This window comes from Kitasatospora sp. NPDC047058, assembly GCF_040643935.1.
In the GTDB taxonomy this organism is placed as follows: Bacteria; Actinomycetota; Actinomycetes; order Streptomycetales; family Streptomycetaceae; genus Kitasatospora.
On record NZ_JBEYVJ010000102.1, the window covers coordinates 1 to 23,792 of the forward strand.

19 protein-coding genes are annotated in these 23,792 nt (G+C 75.8%); 5 read left to right on the forward strand and 14 right to left on the reverse strand.

Annotation, left to right across the window (positions count from 1 at the left end; all coding sequences use genetic code 11):
- From ABZ885_RS17740 to ABZ885_RS17775, 8 genes are all read right to left on the reverse strand, one after another.
- Positions 1-779: amidohydrolase family protein (locus ABZ885_RS17740; RefSeq protein WP_360188824.1), on the reverse strand; the 779-nt coding region annotated here is incomplete at its 3' end.
- Positions 776-2,239: an APC family permease gene (locus tag ABZ885_RS17745; protein ID WP_360188826.1), complete on the reverse strand. Its 1,464-nt coding sequence runs from the start codon at positions 2,237-2,239 to the stop codon at positions 776-778. The genes ABZ885_RS17740 and ABZ885_RS17745, both read right to left, overlap by 4 nt.
- 132 nt (positions 2,240-2,371) lie before the next feature.
- Positions 2,372-3,280, reverse strand: a complete 909-nt coding sequence (locus ABZ885_RS17750; protein WP_360188829.1) for an Lrp/AsnC family transcriptional regulator — start codon at positions 3,278-3,280, stop codon at positions 2,372-2,374.
- Between the two features lie 185 nt (positions 3,281-3,465).
- Positions 3,466-5,541, reverse strand: coding sequence for a SpoIIE family protein phosphatase (locus tag ABZ885_RS17755; RefSeq protein ID WP_360188832.1), 2,076 nt, complete (start codon positions 5,539-5,541; stop codon positions 3,466-3,468).
- A 327-nt stretch (positions 5,542-5,868) separates the two neighbouring features.
- Positions 5,869-6,870, reverse strand: a complete 1,002-nt coding sequence (locus ABZ885_RS17760; protein WP_360188834.1) for a DUF1648 domain-containing protein — start codon at positions 6,868-6,870, stop codon at positions 5,869-5,871.
- A complete protein-coding gene (locus tag ABZ885_RS17765) occupies positions 6,867-7,214 on the reverse strand; it encodes a GntR family transcriptional regulator (RefSeq protein ID WP_360188837.1) in 348 nt (115 codons plus the stop codon). Before ABZ885_RS17765 ends, ABZ885_RS17760 begins: the two co-directional genes overlap by 4 nt.
- A 118-nt stretch (positions 7,215-7,332) precedes the next feature.
- Positions 7,333-9,144: a beta-galactosidase family protein gene (locus tag ABZ885_RS17770; RefSeq protein WP_360188840.1), complete on the reverse strand. Its 1,812-nt coding sequence runs from the start codon at positions 9,142-9,144 to the stop codon at positions 7,333-7,335.
- 208 nt (positions 9,145-9,352) lie between these two features.
- A complete protein-coding gene (locus ABZ885_RS17775) occupies positions 9,353-10,480 on the reverse strand; it encodes a LacI family DNA-binding transcriptional regulator (RefSeq protein WP_360188843.1) in 1,128 nt (375 codons plus the stop codon).
- A 244-nt stretch (positions 10,481-10,724) separates the two neighbouring features.
- Between ABZ885_RS17775 and ABZ885_RS17780 the strand changes: the two genes are divergently transcribed.
- Positions 10,725-13,130 carry an excinuclease ABC subunit UvrA gene (locus tag ABZ885_RS17780; RefSeq protein ID WP_360188846.1) on the forward strand — a complete coding sequence of 802 codons (2,406 nt, stop codon included), beginning with the start codon at positions 10,725-10,727 and terminating at the stop codon, positions 13,128-13,130.
- A gap of 53 nt (positions 13,131-13,183) precedes the next feature.
- On the opposite strand, the gene ABZ885_RS17785 is transcribed toward ABZ885_RS17780, so the two are convergent.
- Positions 13,184-14,194 (reverse strand): carbohydrate kinase, encoded by a 1,011-nt coding sequence (locus tag ABZ885_RS17785; protein WP_360188848.1) that lies wholly within the window; start codon positions 14,192-14,194, stop codon positions 13,184-13,186.
- Positions 14,195-14,478: 284 nt separating this feature from the next.
- On the opposite strand from ABZ885_RS17785, the gene ABZ885_RS17790 reads away from it, so the two are divergent.
- Positions 14,479-15,882 carry an amidase gene (locus ABZ885_RS17790; protein ID WP_360188850.1) on the forward strand — a complete coding sequence of 468 codons (1,404 nt, stop codon included), beginning with the start codon at positions 14,479-14,481 and terminating at the stop codon, positions 15,880-15,882.
- Between the two features lie 51 nt (positions 15,883-15,933).
- Here ABZ885_RS17790 and ABZ885_RS17795 read toward each other — a convergent pair whose 3' ends face one another.
- Positions 15,934-17,910, reverse strand: a complete 1,977-nt coding sequence (locus ABZ885_RS17795) for an FUSC family protein (protein WP_360188853.1) — start codon at positions 17,908-17,910, stop codon at positions 15,934-15,936.
- 223 nt (positions 17,911-18,133) lie between these two features.
- On the opposite strand from ABZ885_RS17795, the gene ABZ885_RS17800 reads away from it, so the two are divergent.
- The gene (locus tag ABZ885_RS17800; RefSeq protein WP_360188873.1) at positions 18,134-18,592 is read left to right on the forward strand and encodes a carboxymuconolactone decarboxylase family protein; all 459 of its coding nucleotides are present in this window, start codon (positions 18,134-18,136) and stop codon (positions 18,590-18,592) included.
- Positions 18,593-18,599: 7 nt separating this feature from the next.
- Here ABZ885_RS17800 and ABZ885_RS17805 read toward each other — a convergent pair whose 3' ends face one another.
- Positions 18,600-19,082, reverse strand: a complete 483-nt coding sequence (locus ABZ885_RS17805) for a hypothetical protein (protein ID WP_360188856.1) — start codon at positions 19,080-19,082, stop codon at positions 18,600-18,602.
- Complete coding sequence (locus ABZ885_RS17810) at positions 19,079-19,594, reverse strand: hypothetical protein (protein WP_360188859.1); 516 nt, start codon at positions 19,592-19,594, stop codon at positions 19,079-19,081. The genes ABZ885_RS17805 and ABZ885_RS17810 overlap by 4 nt, the downstream gene beginning before the upstream one ends.
- 39 nt (positions 19,595-19,633) lie before the next feature.
- Between ABZ885_RS17810 and ABZ885_RS17815 the strand changes: the two genes are divergently transcribed.
- Positions 19,634-20,587 (forward strand): YafY family protein, encoded by a 954-nt coding sequence (locus ABZ885_RS17815; protein WP_360188861.1) that lies wholly within the window; start codon positions 19,634-19,636, stop codon positions 20,585-20,587.
- Between the two features lie 22 nt (positions 20,588-20,609).
- Here ABZ885_RS17815 and ABZ885_RS17820 read toward each other — a convergent pair whose 3' ends face one another.
- Together ABZ885_RS17820 and ABZ885_RS17825 are read right to left on the reverse strand one after the other, a co-directional pair.
- Positions 20,610-21,971 carry an MFS transporter gene (locus ABZ885_RS17820; protein WP_360188864.1) on the reverse strand — a complete coding sequence of 454 codons (1,362 nt, stop codon included), beginning with the start codon at positions 21,969-21,971 and terminating at the stop codon, positions 20,610-20,612.
- Entirely contained in the window at positions 21,968-22,576 is a 609-nt protein-coding gene (locus ABZ885_RS17825; RefSeq protein WP_360188867.1) for a helix-turn-helix domain-containing protein, read from the reverse strand. Before ABZ885_RS17825 ends, ABZ885_RS17820 begins: the two co-directional genes overlap by 4 nt.
- A 244-nt stretch (positions 22,577-22,820) precedes the next feature.
- Between ABZ885_RS17825 and ABZ885_RS17830 the strand changes: the two genes are divergently transcribed.
- Positions 22,821-23,564, forward strand: coding sequence for a PIG-L deacetylase family protein (locus ABZ885_RS17830; RefSeq protein WP_360188870.1), 744 nt, complete (start codon positions 22,821-22,823; stop codon positions 23,562-23,564).
- Positions 23,565-23,792 lie beyond the last annotated feature (228 nt).

Genomic DNA, 23,792 nt, shown 5'->3' on the forward strand with positions numbered 1-23,792 from the left:
AGGCGCGAGCGCAGCCGGCCCTCGGCGATCGCCCGCTCGTACAGGGCCAGGTCGTCCAGCGAGTTCTGCGGCTCGACGACGGTGGTGATGCCGTAGCCGGCGGCGAGGTCGAGGCTGGCGGCGAGCCGGCCGTACTGCCGGTCGGGCGAGGCCCAGGGGACGCCGGCGGCCCGCAGCGCCCGGTGACCGTCGCGGGAGAGGCCGCGGATCGCGAAGTCGGTGAGGAAGCCGGTGGGTTCGCCGGTGGCCGGATCCCGCTGGACGGTGCCGAAGGCGAGTTCGCGGGTGTCCGCGGTGATGCCGAGCCGGCGCAGGGCGGCGGTGTTCAGCCAGGCGGTGTGCACGTCGTAGCTGAGCACGAAGGCGGGCCGGTCGCCGGTGTACGGGTCCAGGTCGGCGGCGGTGGGCATCCGGCCGCCCGGGATCGCGGTGTAGTCGAAGGCCTCGGCCTCGATCCAGTCGGCGCCGGGGTTGCGGGCCAGCCAGTCGGCGATCCGGCCGCCGATCGCCGGCAGGTCGGCGGCGCCGGCCAGCTGGACGCAGGCGGCGTCGGAGCCGAGCCGGACGTGGTTGTGGCTGTCCACGAACCCGGGCAGCAGCAGCCGGCCGCGGGCGTCGACCACCTCGGTGCCGGGGCCGGCCAGCGCGCGCCAGCCGTCGCCGTCGCCGACCCAGGCGATCCGCCCGTCCCGGACGGCGACCGCCTCGGCGCGGGGGCGGACCTCGTCGACGGTGTGCACGTGGGCGTTGTGGACGATCAGCTCGGCGGGGCGGTTCACGGGTTCTCCGGCAGGGTGGCGGCGGCGGCGGTGGTGGGCGGGACGGCGGCGGGGGCGGGGGCGGGGGCGGCCTGGTCGGCGGGGAGGCTGAGCACCCAGTGGGTGGCGCTGCGCGGGCGCAGGTAGCACAGCCAGTAGAGGACGCCGACGACGAGCACCGCGAGGGTGATCAGCAGGTCACGCGCGGTCTGCTGGGTGAGCGTGTAGCCGAGGACCACGGTGGTGAGCACCGGGGCGGCCGGCCAGAGCGGCATCCGCCAGGCGTCGGTGGCCCGGTGGCGGCCGCGCCGGGCGGCCAGGGCGGCGAGGCCGAGCAGCAGGTAGATCACCGCGACGACCACGCCGGTGAAGCCGAGCAGCGCGTCGATCGGCACGGTCAGCGCGAGGACGGCGCCGGGCAGGCCGATCGCCAGGGTGGCCACCCAGGGGGAGCCCCAGCGCGGGTGCAGGGTGGCGAGGGCGCGGTTCACCGGGTCGGGCCAGGTGCGGTCGCGGGCCGAGGCGTACAGCACGCGGCCGTTCTGGATCACCATCACGATGACGGCGTTGAGGATGGCGGCGGCGATGCAGAGGCTGACGAAGGTGCCGACGGTGCTGCCGGCCCAGTCGTCGACGATGGCCACCAGGTCGCCCGCGGCGAGCTGGTCGGGGGAGCTGACGCCCAGGCAGATCGCGATCACCGGGAGGGTGATGACGAGCACGCCGGCCAGCAGGGACCAGAGCACCGTCCGGGCGACCGAGCGGCGCGGGTCGCGCAGGTCCTCGGAGAGGTAGACGGCGGTGCCGAAGCCGTTGTAGGTGAAGATCGCCACGGCCAGGCCGGAGACCAGCAGCCCCGCGGTGAACGGGCTGGTGCCGCCCTGCCCGTCCGGGACCACCGCGTGCACCAGGGTCGAGGCGGGCTGGTGGACGTGGGTCAGCCCGAGCACCGTGACGACGCCGGCGGCCAGCACCTCCAGGCCGAGGAAGACGCCGGTGATCAGCGCGTTGGACTTGATGTCCAGCACGCCCACTGCGACGGCGAGCGCCATCACCGCGCCGCCGGCCACGGCCGGGTCCAGCGAGAGCACCGAACCGAGGTAGCCGGCGGTGCCGAGCGCGATGATCGGCGGGATCACCAGCAGCGAGACGACCGAGATCACGAACACCAGCCAGCCGGCCAGCCGGCCGAGCACCTGGCCCACGATCGAGTACTCGCCGCCGGCACTGGGCACCAGGGTGCCGAGCTCGGCGTAGCAGAGGCCCACCCCGAGCGAGAGCACGGCGGCCACCAGCAGGCTGATCACGGCGCCGCTGCCCTGCGACTGCAGCAGCGGGGGCACGACGATGAACAGCGACGACGCGGGCGTGACGCAGGACAGGGTCAGCAGGACCCCGCCGAACACGCCGAGGGAGCGCGGCAGGGCCGCGACCTGCGGCGGAGGGGGAGGAGAAGACGCCATCGGGGACCGGACTCTCACGCGGGGGAAGGTGTCCGGCCATTGAAGGCGGGCGAAAATAACGCGTCAAGGGAGTGCGGTCGTCGTTTCGCCGGTGAATTCGTTGTGGCCAGGCTATTCGTTTGCCGGGCCTTCGTCGGGGGAGGTTATCGCCTATCCCATGGGCAGATCATAGGTGTAGGACTCCTTCACGATCTCCAGGTGCACCCAGGACTCCGAGCGCGCCACCCCCGGCAGCGCGCGCACCGCGTCCAGGCCGACCAGCAGCGCGGACCGGTCCGGCGCGTCCAGGCCGCACACCACGTCGAACCGCCCGTAACCGGTGGCCACGTAGTTCACCCCGGGCAGCGCGGCCGCGGCCTCCGCCACCGACCGCACCGGCCCGCGCACGCCCAGGCCCACCCCGGCCGCCTCCCGCACCCCGAGCGCACGGGACTCCACCAGCCCCGTCACATGGACGGCGCCGCCGTCGAGCAGCCGCAGCACCCGCGCCCGGGTGGCCGGCTGGGAGAGCCCGATCCGCTCCGCGAGCGCGGCGAAACTCGCCCGCCCGTCGAGCTGGAGCAGGCCGAGCAGCCGCCGGTCCGTCGCGTCCAGCTCGGGCGCCGGCCCGGCCGGGCCGGCGGCCGGCACCGGCGAGTAGGCGTCCCGGACCAGCTCCGCGCAGCGGAACACCTCCAGCCCGCGGACGCCCGGGACCGCCCGCAGCGCCGTGAACTCGCGCTCCAGTGCGGCCTCGTCGGCGACCCTGAGCTCCACCAGCACGCTCTGCGGTCCGGCCGTGCAGGAGACGAAGCTGGCCGCCGGCCGCGCCGACGCCACCGCCGCGACCGGCCGGCCCGGACCCGACACGTCCAACGACACGTGGGCCACCGTGGTGATCCCGGCGACGGAGGGCGGCACGATCCCGACGATCCGCACCTCGCCGCGCTGCCGCAGCCGCTGCACCCGGGCCCGGGCCGCCTCGCGGGAGACGCCCAGCAGCTCGGACAGGCGCTGGTAACTGACCCGGCCGTCCTGCTGCAGTTCGCGGACGAGGGCGGCGTCGGTGGCGTCGAGCACGCGGGGCTCCTGGGGCTCCGGGGGGGCGAGGCGGGGAGTCCCGGCAATCTACCGCCCGACGGCGACCGCCCCCGGCCCGGGGGAGCAGGGAGCGGTGGGGCGGACTGGCGGAGTGCGGACGGGCGGAGTGCGGACGGGCGGAGTGCGGTGTTACGCCTTGGCCTGCTGCTGGATCCGCACCATGTTCACCGGGCCGCGGGGGCGGCGCTGCCGGGGCCGGCGCGGAAGGCGATCAGGGCGATGTCGTCACGGGCGTCGGGGACCTCCGCCAGCAGGCGGTCGCAGAGGGCGGCGAGCGGCAGGCCGCGGGCCCGGCCGGCGGCGGCCGCCAGCCGGTCCAGGCCGGTGGCGAGGTTCTCGCCGGGCACCTCGACCAGGCCGTCGGTGTAGAGCAGCACCGTGTCGCCCGGGGCGATCCGGGCCCGGTGGGTGCGGCGCGGCTCGGCCGGGGCGACGCAGAGCGGGACGTCCGCCTCCTCGGCGTCCAGGAACCGCGGCGGGCCGGTGGCCGGGAGCAGCAGCGGCGGCGGGTGCCCGGCGTTCGACCAGGCCGCCTGCCAGCCGCCGTCCCCCTCGCCGGTCCGGGCCAGGTGCAGGTGGACGGCGGTCGCGAACGTGGCGACGCCGAGCCCGTCGGCGGCGGTGTCCAGCCCGGTGAGGGCGTCGGCGGGGGTGTGCAGGTGGGTGCGGTTGTACGCGACGGACCGCAGCATGCTGCGCAGCTGGCCCATGGTCGTGGCGGCGGTGAGGTCGTGGCCGGCCACGTCGCCGATGGTCAGGGCGAGCGAGCCGTCGGGCAGCACGAAGGCGTCGTACCAGTCGCCGCCGACCTCGGCCGCGCGGTTGCCGGGCTGGTAGCGGGCGGCCAGCTCGGCGTCCGCCACGAGGGGCGGGGCGGTGAGCAGCGCCCGCTGGAGGACGAGTGCGGCGTGCCGGGTGCGCTGGAGCTCCAGGGTCTGACGCAGCGGCAGCTGGGCGCGCTGGAGTACCTCCTGGAGCAGCTCGATCTCGGCGCGGCCCGGCGGCGGGGTGTCGCCGCAGCCCGCCGCCGCGGCCAGCGCGACGGTGGTGCCGTCGAGGACGATGGGCAGCAGGGTGAGGCTGGTGGTGCCGGCCCGGTCCAGCCAGTGGGACGACTCCTCGGGGACCAGGCCGGGCGGGACGTGACCGGGCGGGAAGGTCAGCAGGACGGGCGTCTGACCGGCGACCGCCCGCCGCCCCTCGGGTCCGAGCAGGAAGCTCTGCTGGCGCAGCGGCGGCAGGGGTGGCAGGCCCGGCCGGGCGGTGGAGGCGATCCGGGTGGCGCGTAGTTCCTCCGGCCGGCGGGGCTGGTCCGGCCGGGCCGCCGGCTCCCGGCCGGCCAGCACGAACACCGTGCAGGCGTCGGTGAGTTCGGGCACCACCAGGTCGGCCACCGCGGCGAAGGCGTCCTCGGGCCGGGTGGCCCCGGTGACGGCGACGGCCCGGGCGAGCATGCGCTCGCGCATCCGGTTGCGCCAGCGGTCCTCGACGTCGGAGGTGGCGCCGATCCACTCCACCAGCAGGCCGTCGCGGACGATGGGCACGGCCCGCGAGGCGACGTGGCGGTACTCGCCGGAGGCGGTGCGGACCCGGAAGGTGTGCTCGAACATCGACGGTTCGCCGGACGCCGCCTCGGTCCACCGGCGCACCAGGCCGTCCCGGTCGCGGGGGTGGATCAGCTCGAACCAGGCCTCGTCCATGGTGTCCCGCCAGGGGTGGCCGGTCAGCTCCTCCCAGCCCGTGACGAGTTCGGCCATCGAGCCGTCGGCGCGGGCGAGCCAGACCAGCTGGGAGACCGCCGACAGCAGCGCCTCGTAGCGCTCCAGGGCGTGCAGGCGGTCGGCCGACAGGCGCTCGGCCCGCTGGACGGAGTGCACCTCGGCGGTGGTGTCGATCGCGCTGACCAGGACGCCGGGGCCGAACCGGGAGGAGACCGGCGAGCAGCTGTAGACGAAGTGCCGGTGGCCCTCGGGGTCGTCCTCGTCGGAGGTCTCCACCATCCGCGGGGTGGTGACCCGGCGGGCCGTCCCGTCGGCGCGGACCAGGTCGAGGGTCTCGATGAACCGGTCCACCCCGGGTTCGGTGAACACCTCGCGCATCGGCACCCCGACCGGCCGGGGGCCGAACAGGTCGACGAAGGCGTCGTTGCGGTAGACCAGGCGGTGTTCCGGCCCGGCGGTGAGGGCGATCGCCGCGATGGCCCGGTCGAAGACCTCCGGTGTCAGCTGGGGCTCGGGCACCCGTCTCGTTCCCCCTTCCGGCGGTGCGGGGCGGCGACGGCCGGTCCGGCGCCGCGGCTGCTCGGTGGACGACGGCCGGACGGCGGGCGGGCGGCGGTGACCGTCGGCGGCCGTCCCCCGCACGGTACCCGGCGGACCGGGCGCACCCCGGCCGCCGGGCGGCCGCACCGGCCGTCGTGTCGCGGCGGAGCGCCGGAGGCGGGGGTGCGGCCTGCACAGGAAGTCGGACCGGCGACTCTCGCCAGCAGAGTCGACCGGCCGACCTTCCTGTGCGGCGGCCTGGGTGGGCGTCTGGGCAGGCCCCTGCCCAGACGCCCGGAGCCGGGGTCAGCCGGTGGTGTGCCGGGCGGCGAGGGAGTTGAGCAGGGCGGCGCCGCGCTCGGCGTCGTCGACGCTGACCGCGAAGTCGGCGCCCTCGTGCGGGTGGATGACCAGGCAGTCGCCGCGGCGGAGCATCACCGTGGTGCCCAGGCCGCTGAGCCGGTAGCCCCAGCCGCCCACCTGCGCCGGGGTGCGCTGCTCGGCCCGGGCCGACGCGATGGCCTCCACGGGCCAGCGGCGGACCGGCCAGCCGGCCGGGCCGAAGGCGACCTCCAGGCCCTTCGGCGTCACCAGGGCCTGGACGGTGGAGCAGAGGTACACGGAGATCGAGACGATCACCAGCGGGACGAGTGCCGGCCACGGGGTGCCGACCAGCCCGGCGACGGCGGCGACGGCCGTGCCCGCCGCCAGCAGGGCGGACAGGGCGGCGGTGAGCAGGAGCCAGCGGTTGACCGCGCGGGAGAGCCAGGCGAACCGCTCGCCGGCGGGGATGTCGAGCTGCGGGCCTCCGGCCGGTTCGTCGCCCGGCCCGCCGGCCCGGGCGGCGGACGCCAGGACGGCGGTGCGGCGGGTGGCCAGGCCGACGACCAGACCCGCGAGGAGCGAGGCCGTCAGGACGAGCGTGACGTCCAGGCCGACGCCGTCGGCCTCGGTCCAGACGACGTGGTCGAGGTTGGCGTGCACGATCGAGGCCTGGGCGCCGGTGACCAGCACGCCCGCGGCGGCCAGCGCCGCGGCGTGCCCGGGCCGCACCGCGCCGCCGGTCCACCGGGTGCTCAGTGCGAGCCCGGCCAGCAGGACCGTCCAGAGCCCTGCCGGGAAGGCCGCCACCCCCCAGAACGGCGTCGAGCCGTCCGGGCCGCCGCTGCCGCTCCAGTGGGTGGCCACCGGCTCCGGCAGTCGTCCGGCCGCGGCCAGCGGCAGCGCGACCAGCGCCGCGTACACCGCCACCGCCCAGACGGCGGCGCCCCGGCGCGCACCTCGTATCCCGTTCCCCCCGCCGTTCACGGCAGCCTCCTGATCAGTTCGACGAGATCGGCCCTGCTGTACCCCAGCCGGGTGGCCTCGGCGAGCAGCGCGCCCGCCTGGTCCGCCAGACGGGCCCGCTGGTCCGCCCCGGCGAGCACGGTCACCCCGCGGCCGCGGCGGAACTCCAGCACGCCTTCGTCCCGGAGCGCGCGCAGGCCGCGCAGGACGGTGTTGGCGTTGACGCCGAGCGCCCGGGACAGCTCCCGGGCGGGCGGCAGCCGGTCGCCCGGCGCGCACTCGCCCTCGGCGATGGCGCGGCGGATCGCACCCGCCACCTGCTCGTGCAGGGGGCGGCTGTCGGTGAGGTCCAGCTTCAGCAGCATGATGCTAGCGACAGTAGCACCATCGACGCACACGGGTGGCCTCTCGCGGGTGCCGGGGGAACGCGTGAGGACGGAACGGCCGGCCGCCCCGGTGCGGGGCGACCGGCCGGGGACGGCGTCAGTAGTCGACGCTGGGAGCCGCGGTGGTGGGGCCGAGGTCGGGGAGGTCGCGGAGCTCGACGGCCTCGGCGTGGGTCTCCAGTTCCAGGACGATCAGCTCGTTGGCTCCCGCGCGCCAGAGCGGGCCCGGGGCGTAGAGGGTGCGCTGCGGACCCTCGTGGGTGTACCGGCCGAGCAGGAAGCCGTTCAGCCAGAGCAGGCCGCGGCCCCAGCCGGGGAGGGCGACGAAGGCGTCGGCGGGGGCGTCGAGCGTGGCCTCGAAGCGGTGGAAGACCGGGTCGCCGTCGCCGGGCGCGGCGCCGTCGGAGAAGTCGAGGGCGCCGGAGAACTCCAGGGCGCCGAGGTCGGCGAGCGGGAGCGGCCGCAGCTCCCAGCCGAACAGGCGCTGGTGCCCGTGCGAGACGCCGCGGCCGATGCCCTTGCGGGCGTTCTCCAGCAGCGGGCCGTAGTTCGTCCGGCCGAGCGCCTCGACCAGGATGTCGAGCGTGACGCCCGCCGGTCCGGTCGCCAGCGGCAGTGTCGCGCCGGGAGCGTTGCCGTCCAGGACGCCGAGCGGCACCCCGTCGGCGAACACGAGGGCGCGGTCGCCGATGCCGTCGATCCGCAGCGGCAGGGCGGGCCGGGGGCCGGGGACCCGGGTGCGGTAGTGGATCAGGCCGAGCGACTGGCCCACCCGCTCCATCGGCTCGGGGGCGGCCCGGTGCAGCGGGGCGGTGAGGGTGTCGAGGGACGCGAGCAGCCGGGCGCGTCCGGTCGCCCGCCCGATCCGCTGCGGCGCGACCCGTGGCGGCGGCTCCGGCAGTTCGACGTCCGGCAGCGGGGCGTACCGGCCGATGACGGCCCGGAACGCGTGGAACTTCCCGGTGAGTTCGCCGGCCTCGCCGATCGGCGCGTCGTAGTCGTAGCTGGTGACGTCCGGCTCGTGGCCGGCGTCCTCGGGGTGGGCGCCGGTGTGGTTGGCGCCGGCCCAGAAGCCGAAGTTGGTGCCGCCGTGCGCCATGTAGAGGTTGACGGAGGCGCCGGTGGCGAGCAGGTCGTCCAGCGCCCGGGCGGACTCCTCGGCGTCCCGGACGTGGTGCGGCGCGCCGGTGCGGTCGAACCAGCCGATCCAGAACTCCATGGCGGTCAGCGGGCCCTTGGGCTGGTGGCGCCGGAGCACCTCGAAGCGCTCGGCGGGCCGCGAGCCGAAGGTGGCGGTGGCGAGGTGGCCGGGGATGGTGCCGCCCTGCTGCATGGTGTCCTCGGCGCCGTCGGCGGTGAACAGCAGGCAGTCGACGCCGCGGGCGAGCAGCCCGTCGCGCAGGTGCGCCAGGTAGGCGGCGTCGTTGCCGTAGCTGCCGTACTCGTTCTCCACCTGAACGGCCACCACCGGGCCGCCCCGGCTCGCCAGCAGCGGCAGGATCTCGGGCACCACGGCGTCGAACCAGCCGTCCACCTCGGCCAGGTAGGCCGGGTCGGCGCAGCGCAGCCGCAGGCCGTCGACGGCGAGCAGCCGGGCCGGGAAGCCGCCGAACTCCCACTCGGCACAGATGTACGGGCCGGGGCGCAGGATCACGTCGAGGCCGTTCGCCTGCGCCAGGGCGGCGAACCGTCCGAGGCCCCGCCAGCCGGTGAAGTCGACCTCGCCGGAGGGCAGTTCGTGGAAGTTCCAGGGGACGTAGGTGTCGACGGTGTTGGCGCCCATCGCCCGCAGCCGGCGCAGCCGGTCGTCCCAGAGGTCGGGGTGGATGCGGAAGTAGTGCACGGCGCCGGAGATGATCCGGTGCGGTGCGCCGTCGCGGTGGAATCCGGCGTCGTCGTACTCGAGCATGGGGACCGGCTTTCGGTGGGAACGAGGCTTGCTGGTCGGGGAGTTCGAGCGGTCGTGCGGGGGAGTGCGTCGTACCGGCAGGATAGTTGCGCGGGCCGCCCCGGGCGCGGCTTGGGCCCTTCCGGCGAGGCGGCTGCCCGAGGGGGCGCCGTGGACCGGGACGGCGGTGGCGGTGCGGATGAGCCCGGCCTCCTTCCGCGGCGTCCGCTCAGCCGCCGCAGGAGGCGCGCACGCGGAGCGCGGGCAGCAGCGAGATCCGGTGGACCGGCAGCTCGGGGCCGGCGGCGAGCCGGCGGAGCAGCAGCCGGACGGCGGTCTCGCCCACCGCGCGGGTCGGCGGGGCCACGGCGGTCAGCGGCGGGTCGGCGAGGGCCGCGCACACGTCGTCGTAGGCGACCAGCGCGAGGTCGTCCGGCAGGGCGAGGCCGTGCGAACGGAGCAGCGGGGGCAGCCGGAGAGCGTCCTGGTCGTTGTGGACCAGCGCCGCCCGTACCCCGTCCGCGGCGGCCCCGGCGAGCCGGCGGGCGAGCCGCGCGGGGTCGGCCGGCCGCGCGTCGGGCCCGCGGGTGTCCAGGACCGGCCGCGGTTCGAGGCCGAGCAGCCGCACCCCCGCCGCGTAGCCGGCCCGGACCTCGTGCGCCGTCCAGGAGTCGTCGCGCGCCGCCAGCAGGACGCTCCGGTGTCCGAGCGCGGCCAGGTGGCGCAGGGCGAGCAGGACCCCCTCGCGGTGGTCGGAGCCGACCGCGTCCAGGCCGCTCCCGGGCCCGCCGTGGCCGGGGAGGCCGCGCTCGACCAGGACGGCGGGGACGGGCAGCGCGTCCAGCCAGGCGTGGGCGCCGGCGGGCTGCCCGGGGAGCAGGCCGGGTGCCAGCAGCAGGCCGGCGACGCCGGAGCCGAGCAGTCGCTCGGCCTGGGCCCGGTCGTCGCCCGCCGCGTAGGGCGCGACGCCGAGGATCAGATGGGCGCCGGCGGCCGTGGCGGCGGCCCGGGCGCCGGCGGTCAGCTCGTCGAAGTAGCTGCCGACCGCGGGCACCAGCAGCCCGAGGGTGTGCCCGCGCCCGGGGCCGGCCGGGTCCCGGCCCTCACCCGGCCGCCGGGCCGGGCCGACGAACCCGTGCGAGCGGCTCACCCGCCCGGCGCCGGCCAGCGCGGCGACGTCCCGGCGTACGGTGATCACCGGGATGCCGAGGTGGGCGGCGAGCTCGGTCAGGCGGACCGGGCGGCCGAAGCCGCCGACCGTCCTGAGCACGAGCTTCCGACGCTCCTCGGCCGAGCCCGCCATGGTCTGCCCTCCGCGCTGCTCCCGGCCGGCGGTCCGGCGCTGACGGTCCTTCACCGCACCGTACCGTGCCGTACCGTGCCGGCCCTGGTCGGCAGCCGGGCCCGGGGGCGGGGCCTGGGCGGCAGGGCCGACAGGTACGCCCGAGCGCGCCCGGCCGGGGGCGGCCCCGGTACGCGGGGCGGGAAACGATCACACCGGTACGGCAGAACCGGCGATACTGCTCGGAGCCGGCCGGATCGAGCCAGGTGACGCCGGCGGCGGCCGTGGCGGCGGCCCCCGCCCCAGGGACGGAGACCCCATGAGCAAGGACGCGAGGCCGGACACGCACTCGCCCGCGCTGCACGGTGCCGACAGCCACGACCTGATCCGGGTGCACGGCGCACGCGAGAACAACCTCAAGGACGTCAGCATCGAGATCCCGAAGCGCCGGCTGACGGTGTTCACCGGAGTCTCCGGCTCGGGCAAGAGCTCACTGGTGTTCGACACGATCGCCGCCGAGTCGCAGCGGCTGATCAACGAGACCTACAGCGCCTTCGTGCAGGGCTTCATGCCGACGCTGGCGCGGCCCGAGGTCGACGTCCTCGACGGGCTCACCACCGCGATCATCGTCGACCAGCAGCGGATGGGTGCCGACCCGCGCTCCACGGTCGGCACCGCCACCGACGCCAACGCGATGCTGCGCATCCTGTTCAGCCGGCTCGGGCAGCCTCACATCGGCTCGCCCAAGGCGTTCTCGTTCAACGTCGCCTCCGCCAGCGGCGCGGGTGCGCTCACCGTGGAGCGCGCCGGCCGGACCGTGAAGGAGCGCCGCGAGTTCAGCATCACCGGCGGCATGTGCCTGCGCTGCGAGGGCCGCGGCGCGGTGACCGACATCGACCTCACCCAGCTCTTCGACGAGGGCAAGTCGCTCAACGAGGGCGCGCTCACCATCCCCGGCTACACCGCGGGCGGCTGGAACCACCGCCTCTACAGCGAGTCCGGCCTCTACGACCCGGACAAGCCGATCCGCCGGTTCACCGAGCGGGAGCGGGAGGACTTCCTCCACCGCGAGCCGACCAGGATGAAGATCGCGGGCATCAACATGACCTACGAGGGGCTGGTCCCGCGCATCCAGCGGTCGATGCTCTCCAAGGACAGGGAGGCGATGCAGCCGCACATCCGGGCGTTCGTGGACCGGGCGGTCACCTTCACCACCTGCCCCGACTGCGACGGCACCCGGCTCAGCGGGGCCGCCCGGTCGTCGAAGATCGGCGGGATCGGCATCGCCGACGCCTGCGCGATGCAGATCAGCGACCTGGCGGACTGGGTCCGCGGGCTGGAGGAGCCGTCGGTGGCGCCGCTGCTCGCCACGCTGCAGCAGACCCTCGACTCGTTCGTGGAGATCGGCCTCGGCTACCTCTCGCTCGACCGGCCGGCCGGCACGCTGTCCGGCGGCGAGGCGCAGCGCACCAAGATGATCCGCCACCTCGGCTCCTCGCTCACCGACGTCACCTACGTCTTCGACGAGCCCACCATCGGCCTGCACCCCCATGACATCCAGCGGATGAACGGGCTGCTGCTGCGGCTGCGGGACAAGGGCAACACGGTGCTGGTGGTGGAGCACAAGCCGGAGACGATCGCGATCGCCGACCACGTGGTGGACCTCGGCCCGGGCGCCGGCACGGCGGGCGGCGCGGTCTGCTTCGAGGGCACCGTCGAGGGGCTGCGGGCCGCGGGCACCGTGACCGGCCGCCACCTCGACGACCGGTCCGCCGTCAAGGAGTCGGTGCGCAAGCCCACCGGCACGCTGGAGATCCGCGGCGCGGCGACGCACAACCTGCGGGACGTCGACGTGGACATCCCGCTCGGGGTGCTGGTCGTGGTCACCGGCGTGGCCGGCTCCGGCAAGAGCTCGCTGGTGCACGGGTCGCTGGTCAACGGCTCCGGGCCGGACGGCGCGGGCGTGGTGTCGGTCGACCAGGGCGGGATCCGCGGCTCGCGGCGGAGCAACCCGGCGACCTACTCCGGGCTGCTCGACCCGATCCGCAAGGCGTTCGCCAAGGCCAACGGCGTGAAGCCGGCCCTGTTCAGCGCCAACTCCGAGGGCGCCTGCCCGAACTGCAACGGCGCCGGCGTCGTCTACACCGACCTGGCGATGATGGCCGGGGTCGCCACCGTCTGCGAGGAGTGCGAGGGGAAGCGCTTCGACGCCTCGGTGCTGGGATACCACCTCGGCGGCCGCGACATCAGCGAGGTGCTGGCGATGTCGGTGACGGAGGCGGGGGAGTTCTTCGGCGCGGGGGAGGCGCGCACGCCGGCCGCGCACGCCGTCCTGAAGCGGCTCGCCGACGTCGGGCTCGGCTACCTCAGCCTCGGCCAGCCGCTCACCACGCTCTCCGGCGGCGAGCGGCAGCGGCTCAAGCTGGCCACCCACATGGCTGAGAAGGGCGGCGTCTACGTCCTGGACGAGCCGACCGCCGGCCTGCACCTGGCCGACGTCGAGCAGCTGCTCGGCCTGCTCGACCGGCTGGTCGACTCCGGGAAGTCGGTCATCGTCGTCGAGCACCACCAGGCGGTGATGGCGCACGCCGACTGGATCATCGACCTGGGTCCCGGAGCCGGCCACGACGGCGGGCGGATCGTCTTCGAGGGCACGCCGGCCGACCTGGTCGCGGCTCGCGCCACCCTCACCGGCGAGCACCTCGCGGCGTACGTGGGCGGCTGAGCGGGGGCCGCCCGCGCGGGGTCCCCTCGCGCGGGCGGCGGCGCGCGCGTCGGTTACGCCGGGCCGGGGCGGCCGTTCTCGTGAAGTTCCGCCGCCTGCGGTTCCGCCGCCTGGAGGTCCGCCGGCCACGGCGGGTTGGGGCCGGCCACCGAGCAGGTCAGCGCGGCCACGCGTGCGGCGAAGCGGCAGGCCTCGCCGACCTCGTCCAGGGTCAGCCGGTCGAGCCCGCTGCCCAGCCGGCCGAGCTGCCCGAGGTGGTGCAGCAGACCCCCGGTGAAGGAGTCCCCGGCACCGATGGTGTCGACCACGGTGGTCGGCGGCGCGGGGACGGCCAGCCGTCGGCCGTCGAGCGAGGCGAGCGCACCCCGGTCGCCGAGGGTGATCACGACCAGCGGGACGCCGGCCCGGTGCCAGGTGTCACAGGCGTCCTCGGGGGAGACGCCGGGCAGCAGCAGGCCGAGGTCGTCGGCGCTGAGCCGCAGGACGTCGGCGGCCGCGCACCAGCGCGGGAGCCGGGCGCGGTAGACGGCCGGGGCGACCAGCAGCGGGCGGACGTTCGGGTCGACCGAGACGGTCGGACGGCCGCCGGCGCGGCCGGGCAGCTCCTCGATCAGCTCCTCGATCCGGGGGCCGCCGGGCTCGCGGACCAGGGCCAGCGAGCCGGTGTGCAGGCAGTCGACGTCGGCCAGCGGCAGGGCGGCGAGCTCCCCGGCGGTCCAGGCCCAGTCGGCGGTGCCCTCGGCGTGGAAGGAGTAGTGGGCCTGCCCCTGCGGGTCGAAGGTGGCGATGGCGAGCGTGCTGGGCTCGGCCGCGTTCACACAGGCGTCGAGGCCGACGCCGGAGCCGCGCAGGTGCTGCCGGAACAGGGCGCCGAACGGGTCGGCGGAGATCCGCCCGAGGAACCGGGTCGGGGTGCCGAGCCGGGCCAGTGCGACCGCCGTGTTGGCGGGGCCGCCGCCGGGCAGCACGCGCAGCGCGAGCTCGCCGGGACGGTGCCCGGCGGAGGAGTCGGCGAACGCGTCGGCGACGCACTCGCCGAGGACCGCGACCGGGCGTCGGGGCATGGTGACCGCCTTCGGGGGAGGGCCGCGGGGGCGGACCGCGGCGGGCCGCCCGGGCGGGCGGGAGGGTGGAGTCGCGAGTGTAGAAGACGGACCCGGGGGTCCGTCAGGGCCGGCCCGCCCGTCATGCGCGCCGTCATGTCCGGTTCCGGACGCCCCCGGCACCGGATTTCCGCCCGGCAGCCGCGACGCGCCCGTGCGGCCGCGTGCCTCTGCCGCTGGGCGGCCGGCGGCCCTAGACTGCGAGCTTCCGCGGTATTACCAGCCGGTAGGGATGGGGAGTTCGCATGGCGGAGGAGCGGGTCCACGCGTTCGGGGACGACGCGCTGGGGGAGCACGACGCGGTCGGGCTGGCCGCGCTGGTGCGGTCCGGCGAGGTGAGCCCGGCGGAGCTGGCGGCGGCCGCGGCGGCCCGCGCCGAACAGGTCGACGCGGCGCTGGCGCCCGTCGCGTTCGCCGCGTACGGGCGGCCGAGGACCGCGCCGGCCGGGGACGGCGGCCTGCTGGCCGGGGTGCCCAGCTTCCTGAAGGACAACGTCGACCTGCGGGGAATGCCGACCGGGCACGGGAGTTCGGCGTTCCGGGCCAAGCCCGCGCGGCGGAACGCCGGCTTCGCCGACCAGTTCCTCGGCACCGGCCTGGCCGTCCTCGGCAAGACCCGGCTGCCGGAGTTCGGCCTCAACGCCTCGACCGAGTTCGCCGAGGCCCGGCCGGTGCGCAACCCGTGGCGGCCCTCGCACTCGCCGGGCGCGTCCTCGGGCGGGTCGGCCGCGCTGGTCGCGGCGGGCGTCGTCCCGATCGCGCACGCCAACGACGGCGGCGGCTCGATCCGGATCCCGGCGGCCTGCTGCGGGCTGGTCGGCCTGAAGCCCACCCGCGGCCGGACGGTCCTGAACGACCAGGGCCGGAAGCTGCCGATCGACCTGGTCACCGACGGCGTGCTCACCCGCAGCGTGCGGGACACCGCCGCCTTCTTCGCCGCGGCCGAGCGCCACCACCGCAACCCCGCGCTGCCCCCGCTCGGCCTGGTGGAGGGGCCGGGCGACCGGCCGCTGCGGATCGGACTGGTGGTGGACTCACCGGTGGCGGTCAGCGACGCGCCGACCCGGCACGCGGTCGAGCGGACGGCGGAGCGGCTGGAGGCGATGGGCCACAAGGTGACGCCGGCCGTCCTGCCGTTCGGCACGGACTTCTCCCGGGACTTCACCCTCTACTGGGGCTACATCGCCTTCCTGATCGCCGCCACCGGCAAGCTGCTGCTCGACCCGGGCTTCCAGGCCCGCAAGCTGGACGGGCTGACCACCGGGCTGCGCCGCACCTTCCACCGCGAGTTCCGGAAGACGCCGGGCGTGCTGCGCCGGCTTCGGCAGGCGGAGGCGGCGTACGCGGGGCTGTTCCACGACCACGACGTGATCCTCTCCCCGGTGCTCGCGCACGTGGCGCCGCCGATCGGGCACCTGAGCCCGAACGTGGCCTTCGACGAGCTGGTCGACCGGCTGCACCGCTACGTGGCGTTCACGCCGGTGAACAACGTGACGGGCGGTCCGGGCCTCGCGCTGCCGGGCGAGCCGGCGGCCAACGGCCTGCCCGTGGGCGTGCACCTCTCGGCGGCGCACGGCCAGGAGCGGCTGCTGCTGGAGCTGGCCTTCGCCCTGGAGGCGGACCGGCCCTGGCGGCGCATCCAGGACTGAGGCGCGGATCCAGGACAGAGCGGCGGGACCGGGAGCGGGCCCGGCCCGGGCTCAGGCCGGGTCCTGCATGGCGATGGCCCGCGCGGCCAGGACCTCCTGGTGCAGCGGTGCGAGCACGTCCTCCCGCTCCTGCACCTGCCTCAGCGCCTCGCTGTCCGGCGGCAGCGGCTCCAGCGGGGCCGCCCCCGCCCGCAGCGCGCCCGCGAGCTCGGTCAGCTCCCGGGTGATCACCGCGACCTCGGCGGCGGGCGGCGCCGGCACGCCGTGCTCGATCCGGACCCGGGTGGCCGTGGTGGCCTCCACGATCCGCTCGACGGCGATCACCAGCGGCCACCAGGCGGCCGCCAGCGTGCCGGTCGGCGGCGGCTCGGTGAGCGCGCGCTGGAACTCGGACCGGACGTCGGACAGGTCACGGTAGAGCCGACGCCGCCGGCGCAGCCGGACCGCCTGGTCCCTGCCGGGCGCCATGCCGAAGGCCAGCGTGACGTACGCGGCCGTGTCCGCGACGGCGTCGGCGAGCCGGTCGCCGATCCGGGTGTGCCAGGACTCCGGCCAGAGCAGGTAGCCGGCCAGCAGCGCGATCGCGCAGCCGAGCAGCGAGTCGTACAGCCGGGGCAGGACCAGCTGGAAGCCCTGGTGGTTGATCTGGTCGGAGAGCAGCAGGATGACCGGCGTGATGGCGGCGGTCTGGAAGGCGTAGCCCTTGGCCGAGAAGGCCGGGATGAGCATCGCGAGCAGGGCGGCCGTCGGCACGTCCCACCACCCGCGGGGCACCTCGGCGAGGACCGGGATCGCGATCAGCAGCCCGCCCGCGGTGCCGAGCGCGCGCAGCACGGCGCGGGAGAACACCGAGCCGAAGTCGGGCTTCATGACGAAGGTGACGGTCAGCGCCACCCAGTACGAGCGGGGCACCGGCAGCGCCGAGACCAGCGCCTGGGCCAGGCCGATGCACAGCGCCAGCCGCAGTCCGTACCGCCAGGACGCGCCGGACAGCAGGGCCGCGCGGGCGGTGCGCCGGGCCCGGGCCCGGAACGTGGCGGGCCTTCCGAGGCGGTCGGCCGGCCCGTACGGGTCGGGGGCCGCCTCCCGGGCGATGCCGGCCGCGTGCCGCAGCGCCTGGTCGATGGCGCGTTCGGCCGGGCCGGTGGGCGGCGGCAGGTCCAGGGTGCCGGTCCAGGGACGGCCGTGTCCGACGACGTCGGCCAGCTCCCGCAGCGCCGTCGGGTACGCCTGCGACAGCGGGCCGAGCGAGGCCGGCCGCAGCTTGGCCGCCGAACCGGCCTCGACCACCGGCATCACCGCGTTGAGCTGGGCGATCAGCCGGGCGAGCCCGGGCGAGCGGCCGTGCCGGCGGATGCGGTGGGCGAGCAGCAGGTCGTAGGACTGGTTGAGCGACTCGGTGACGGCCTGCCGCCGCTCGTCGTGCTCGGGCGTCCCGGCCGCCCGCAGGAAGCCGGCGACCGTCCGGTACGCGTCGGCGACGGCCTCCCGCTCCGGGACGCCGCCGCGCAGCGGCCAGCCGAACAGGGTGAGCACCAGCACCACCAGACCGCCCAGCACGAGCAGAAGCGGCGGCTTCCACCAGGGCGTGGGCATCGGCAGGCCGGCGCCGACCACGGCGTTGAGCAGGAGCAGCAGCCCCGACACGGAGGCGACGGCCCCGATCGAGGAGATCATGCCGGAGACCAGGGCGACCACGGTGAGCGCGGCGACGGCGGTCCAGCCCTCCCCGTACGCCAGGCTCCCGAGGGTGACGCCGAGCGCACCGAACAGCTGCGGCACGGCGATGTTGAACACCCGCATCCGGTACGCGTCGGCGGTGTCGCCGATGACGGCGGAGAGCGCGCCCATCGACACCAGCGCACCGTACCCGGGCCGGCCGACGGCGATGCCGACCGCGAGCGGAGCGGAGAGCGCGACGGAGGCCCGGGCCACGGCGGCCCACGGAATCGGCGCGGAGTGCGGGCGCAGCCCCGCGGTGAGCCACCTCGGTGGTGCGAGCCGCCCGGCCCGCGAGCTCCGTGCCATAGGAGAAAACTACGGCGTGCCGGGCAGCCGGGCCCGCCACCGGGCGCCGGAACACCCGGGTCGGATATTTCCCGGGGGGCTGTCACATCCGGGGCGCGAGGTCCGTCGAGGGGGTGCAGGCACGAGAGATTCCGTGGAAGGGACACCCGCTGTGAACGCCACCGAGACCACCACCACCGAGACCACCGCCACCGCCCCCGCGACCGTCGGTCCGGCCTCGCGGATGCCGGACCCGTCCGAGCTCGTCCCGGAGCTGAAGGAGCTCGGGGGCTGGCTGTACCGCGCGACCGGGAACCGTTCCGTGCCGCGCACCACGATCGGGCTCGTCCAGCTGCGGGCCGGGCAGATCGTCGGCTCGACGTACCTGACCGCCCTGCACACCGGGCTGCTGCGCAAGGCCGGCGAGAGCGACCGGCGGATCGACGCGGTGGCGACCTGGCACACGGCCCCGTACTTCACCGACGCCGAACGCGTCGCGCTCGCCCTGGTCGACGCCGTCCTGACCGCGAACCCGCACGGCGAGCGCGTCTCCGACGAGCTGTACGCGGAGGCGGCCCGCCACTACGACCCCAAGGCGCTGGCCACCCTGACCATCGCCATCGGGCAGGTCAACTTCTTCGTCCCGCTCGCCCTGATCGGCAAGCCGGTCCCGGGCGTCGCCCCGTCCGAGCAGTGGACCTGAGCGGGCCCTACGGCGCGTCCGGGACCGCCGCCGGCCCGGTCCGGCGGCGGGTCAGGTCCATGATCCAGTTGGTCACCCACGTCCCGCCCCCGTCGGCCGAGAACGCCTGCTCCCACCGGGCGGAGTCGGCGGTGACGCCCGACCAGACGAAGCGGACCCGCACCGCCCGGCCGTCGTAGTGGTCGTCGCCGTGGAACTCGCCCCGGCCGTCCGTGAACCGGCCGACCACGGGCGGGAAGAGGGTGCCGGTGCGGCTGCTGGACCAGTACAGCGACCAGGTCCGCGCGGCGGGGTCGTACAACCGGAGGGTCAGCCCGGAGAAGCCCCGGGTGGGGAACTCGATCTCGTCGACGTTGGCGCCGCCGCCGAAGTGCCGGGTGGCGCGGCTGACCGCGGGGAACTCCTCCCACGGGCTCGCCGCGTCGAGGAAGTCGGTCCGGCGGCGGTTGGCGACGTCCCAGGTGCCGCGCAGGAAGTCGAAGTCGTTCACGCGAGCGCTCCAGTGGTTCCGGTCGTGGGGGTCGTGCCGGCCGTGCCGGTCGTGCCCGCGGGCAGCGCGTCGGCGAGATAGGCGGGCAGGTCGGGACGGTCCGGGGCGAGCAGGTGGCGCACCCAGGCGTCGCGTTCGTGGTGGATCGGCGGCAGCTCCCAGACGCAGCCGATCAGCGAGCGGTCGAGCCGGACGAAGTGCGTCGGGTCGGTGTCCGGGCAGCCCAGGACCGGCTGCCCGGCCGCTGCGCCGGCGAAGTGCAGGACGTTGTCCCATACCCAGCTGTACACGTTGAGGTACGCGCCGGTGTCGCCCCCGCGGTGCAGGACGACGAAGGAGGCCGGCGGGGTGCCGTCCGGCGGTGGCAGCAGCTCGGGCAGCAGCGCGTACGCGGCCCGTTCGACCTCGGGATCGATGCCGCGCGGGTCCGCGGTGACGTGGTAGCGCTTGACGTGCCGCCCGCCGATGTCGACCGGCGGCGGCACCAGCAGGAGTTTCTCGGTGAAAGCCATGCCTGGACGGTAGGGGCGCTCCACTGACATCCTCTGTCAGTGAAGTCCGGCCGGTTGCTCTCGATCCTGCTGCTCCTCCAGACCAACGGCCGGATGACCGCGGCCCGGCTGGCCGGGGAGCTGGAGGTCTCGGTGCGCACCGTCTACCGGGACATCGAGGCGCTGCAGGCGGCCGGTGTGCCGCTGTACGCCGACCCCGGGCACGGCGGCGGCTACCAGGTGCTGGACGGCTACCGGACCCGCCTGACCGGGCTCAACTCCGGTGAGGCGGAGGCGCTCTTCCTCTCCGGCCTGCCCGGGCCCGCCGCCGCCCTCGGGCTCGGCCCCGCCCTCGCGGCGGCCCAGCTCAAGCTGCGCGCCGCGATCCCGCCCGGGCTGCGCGAGGACGCCGACCGGATCCGCTCGCGCTTCCACCTGGAGGCGCCCGGCTGGTACGCGGAGGACGACCGGGTGCCGTTCCTGCCGGAGGTCGCGGAGGCGGTCTGGCACGGGCGGGTGCTCCGGGTGCGGTACCGCCGCTGGAAGGAGCCGACCGAGGTCGACCGCCGCCTGGAGCCGTACGGCCTGGTCCTGAAAGCGGGCCGCTGGTACGTGGTCGCGGGCCCCGGTCCGCGTACCTACCGGGTCGACCAGATCCTCGAACTCTCCTTCACCGGCGAGGAGTTCGACCTCCCCGAAGGCTTCGACCTGCCGGCCCACTGGCGGCGCCACGAGGCGGACTTCCACGCCCGGCTCCACCGGGCCGAGGCGGTGGTGCGGCTGACGCCCGCGGCGGCGGCCCGGCTCACCGGCGCCGTGGCGCGCGGCTTCCGGGAGACCGCGGTGGCCGAGCCGGACGGCCGGCTGCGGGCCGTGCTGCCGGTCGAGTCGCTCGACCAGGCCCATGCGTTCTTCCTCGGCCTGGGCGCGGACGTGGAGGTGCTGGAGCCGCCGGAGCTGCGCGAGCGCCTTGCCCGGACGGTCCGCATCCTGGCCGCCCGCTACGGGAGTTGACCGGCGGCCCGGCGGGTGCGGGTCAGGAGACCCGGGCCGCGGGGCGGGCCGGGGCGGTCGGTTCGGGTCGGCGGGTGGTGGGCAGGTCGCGGGTGCGGCCGACGGGGGAGAAGAGCAGGATCAGGGCGGCCAGTGGGACGCCGACGGTGGTGACCCACATCGCCGGGCGCAGGCCGATCGTCGAGCCGAGGACGCCGGCGAGCACGGCGCCGAGCGGGATGGTGCCGTAGTTGAGGACGGCGGCGCTGGCGGTGAGGCGGCCGAGCAGCTCGGGCGGGCAGTAGCTCTGCTGGAAGCCGGACTTGAGCACGTTGCCGGCCACCACCCCGGCGGAGACGCCGAACCCGCCGACGAGGTAGAACAGGACGCCCGCCCCGGCCGTGGTGAGCGGGATGAGCAGGGCCAGGGTGGGCAGCCCCAGCTCGAACAGGAGCATCGCGCGGGCGGTGCCGATCCGGGCGGCGGCCCGGCGGGCGGCGAACGCCCCGGCGATCCCGCCGCCGGCGGCGGCCGCGACCAGCCCGCCGACCGTGCCGCCGGCGAGGCCGACCTCCCGCACCAGGAAGGCCACCAGGATCGACTGGTACCCCATCAGCGCCAGGTTGGAGGTGGCGCCGAACAGCGTCAGCGTGCGCAGCCAGCGGTCGCCGGCGACCAGGCGCAGGCCCTCGCCGACCTCGCGGCGCAGCGCGCGCCGCCTGGGCGGGGCGGGCACCTCGCGGTACCGGATCCGGCCGAGGCAGACCAGCGAGACCAGGAAGGTGGCGGCGTTGGCGGCCATGCCGTTGACCGCTCCCGCGAACTGGGCGATCAGGCCGCCGGATCCGAGGCCGGCGATCTGGGCGGCGGAGGCGCTGCCGTGCAGCTTGGCGTTGCCCTCGGGCTGGTCGGCGGGGTCCAGCAGTCCGGGCAGGTAGGCGGTGTAGGCGGTCTGGAAGAAGACGGCGGCGGTGCCCGTCAGTAGGGAGACGGCGAGCAGCAGTCCCATGCCGAGCCGGTCCAGCCGGTCCGCCAGCGGGACGGCGGCGAAGAGCAGCAGCGAGACCGCCGCGGCGGCGAGCATGACCGGCCGGCGGGGTAAGCGGTCCACCCAGACGCCGGCCGGCAGGCCGATCAGCAGCCAGGGCGCCCAGGCGGCGGCGTTCAGCAGGCCGATCTGGAGGGTCGAGGCGTGCAGGTCGGAGACGGCGATCAGCGGCAGGGCCACGCCGGTGACCGAGGCGCCGAACTTCCCGGCGGTCTCGCCGCACCAGAGCAGCCGGAAGTCCCGGTGGCGGCGGAGCAGCCCGCCCCGGCCCGTGCTGCCGGTGGTGTCCGCTTCGCGTGGGTGGTGCGGGTCGCGTGCCGGGTGCGTGCCGCGTGTGTCGCGCGCGTCGCGGCTCATGCGGCACCGCCCTCGGTCCGGCGCGGGAAGGACTGGAGCTGCACCACGACCGGCAGCGCGCCGGGCTCCGGCTCGCTGCCCTCGCCGACGGTGTGGCGGGCGATGACGGCGAACAACTCGTCGTTGAGCGACTGGAGTTGTCCGGGAGTCAGGCGCAGGTTGCTCCAGTCGGACACGGTGCCGACGTTGCGCCACTCGTCCTCCCACTCCTCGTCGAGGTAGGAGGTGACGCGGTTGAAGTACTGCTGCACCAGCTCGTGCAGGTAGAGCGCGAGCGCGCCGCGGCTGGCCGGGTCGTCGCGGAAGTCGGCGGTGTCCAGCCGGTTGGCCACCGGCACCCGGCGCCACCAGCGTTCGCGCTTGGTCCCGCGGCCGGTCTCCTCCTCGATGAAGCCGTGCTCGGCGAGGTGCCGCAGGTGCCAGCTGACCGTCCCGGTGTTCTCGCCGAGCCGCTCGGCGAGCCGGGTCGCGGTGGCGGGCCCGTCCAGGTTGAGCAGCTCGAAGATCTGCATCCGCAGCGGGTGGGCCAGCCCGCGCAGGCTCCGGGCGTCGAGCCGGCGCTGCGGCCGGGCGGAGGGGGGCGGCTGTTCGGGGTGCTCGGTCATGACGCTCATCGTAGGGTGCAGAGAGTTCTCTGCATAGGGTTCTTTGCAGAGAATCCTCTGCAAGTCGCCCACGCCGGCCCCGCGCCGGCCCCGCCCCGGAGCCGCGCCGGCCCCGCGCCGGCCCCGCCCCGGAGCCGCGCCGGGACCAGCACGGTCCCGGGGCGGCGATCCGCCGGACGGGCGGCATCGTGATCTTCTAGAGTCGGCTGCGGTACGACCGGACGACCGGAGAGGCGGCACCACCATGAGCGAGCAGCAGGCCCCCGAGCCCTACGAGCACGTCGACGAGGACTGGCAGACCGCGCTGGCGGTCGTCGCCCACCCGGACGACATGGAGTACGGCGGCGCGGCGGCCGTCGCCCGCTGGACGGCGCAGGGCAAGAAGGTGATCTACGTGATGGTCACCAGCGGCGAGGCCGGCATCGACTCGCTGAACCCCGAGGAGTGCGGCCCGCTGCGCGAGGCCGAGCAGCTCGCCTCCGCCGCCGTGGTCGGCGTCGACACCGTCGAGTTCCTCGGCCACCCGGACGGCGTGCTCGAGTACGGGCTGCCGCTGCGCCGCGACATCGCCCGCGCCGTCCGCCGGCACCGCCCGGACATCGTCATCACCAGCAACTTCCGGGAGACGTACGGCGGGGTCTTCCTCAACCAGGCCGACCACATCGCGGTCGGCCGGGCCACCCTGGACGCCGTCCGGGACGCCGGCAACCGGTGGGTGTTCCGCGAGCTGACGGCCGAGGGGTACGAGCCGTGGAACGGCGTCCGCGCGGTCTGGGCGGCCGCGTCGCCCGAGTCGCGGCACGCCGTCGACACCACCGAGCACTTCGAACAGGGCATCGCCTCGCTGGCCGAGCACAAGGCCTACCTCGCCGGGCTGGGCGGCGCGATGGCCGACCCGCGGGAGTTCCTGGAAGGCTTCGGCCGCGGCGCCGGCAGCCGCCTCGGCACGCGCTTCGCCGTCCCGTTCGAGGTGTTCCCGCTCCGCTAGACCCCGTCGTTCCCGGTGCCCGCGTCTCCGGTGCCCGCGCCTCCGGCGTCCTCGTTTCCGCCGGCCGCGCCCCCGCCGCCGGCCTCGCGCTCGCCGGCCTCGCCCCCGCCCGGGGTGTCCTCCCGGCTGCTCCGCCCCCGCTGCCGGCGGCGGACTGCCCTACACGCTGACCTGGCCGGGCATCACCGCGGACACCCTCGGCAGCTACCAGGACAAGCCGGTGCTCAC